We start from the raw sequence: 503 nt of genomic DNA, 5'->3' as shown, positions 1-503 counted from the left end.
GCCCAGCGGCTTGTGCAGGTGGATCAGCCACTCATGGCGTTCGGAAACCGAGGCCACCATGCCCGCGCCGATAAACAGCATGGCGATGATCATCAACGCCATCAGCCAATGCAGCAGCCGCGCCAGCGGGGCGAAAAACCGGGGTTGGGCATTCATGGCTTCGACTCCTGAGGGGCGCTGTGCAGCTGGCTGACTTCGCTGGTGCGACGCAGGTAGGAACTGGCGTACGCCGCCGAACGGGCGGCCAGCAATGGGTCATTCGAGGCTTCGATACCGCTCGGCAGCACCAGTGGATCAAAGTTGATGTCACGGCAATCACCGTCCATTTGCGGCTGGCTGCTTTCCAGCACCAGGGTCCCGGCATTCAGCACCTTGTGCTCACCGGTCCAGGTCTTGCTGGCGTCATCCACCGGGTCGCCCGGGTTGGCCAGGGTGAGGCTCAACTGCCAGCGCAACGGCCCGGCCACCAGGCGCTGGGCCAGGTCTTTTTCGAGGAAGTCGCT

1 protein-coding gene and 1 pseudogene are annotated in these 503 nt (G+C 63.8%); both read right to left on the bottom strand.

Annotation, left to right across the window (positions count from 1 at the left end; genetic code table 11):
- A pseudogene (locus HX846_RS36075) lies at positions 1–156 on the bottom strand (cytochrome b); the annotation flags it as partial.
- The coding region (locus HX846_RS36070) for a catalase (protein WP_178967330.1) at positions 153–503 on the bottom strand (351 nt) is incomplete at its 5' end. The pseudogene HX846_RS36075 and the gene HX846_RS36070, both read right to left, overlap by 4 nt.

Source organism: Pseudomonas sp. K5002 (assembly GCF_013386655.1).
Taxonomy (GTDB): Bacteria; Pseudomonadota; Gammaproteobacteria; order Pseudomonadales; family Pseudomonadaceae; genus Aquipseudomonas.
This window is presented reverse-complemented; position numbering and strand designations above follow the sequence as displayed.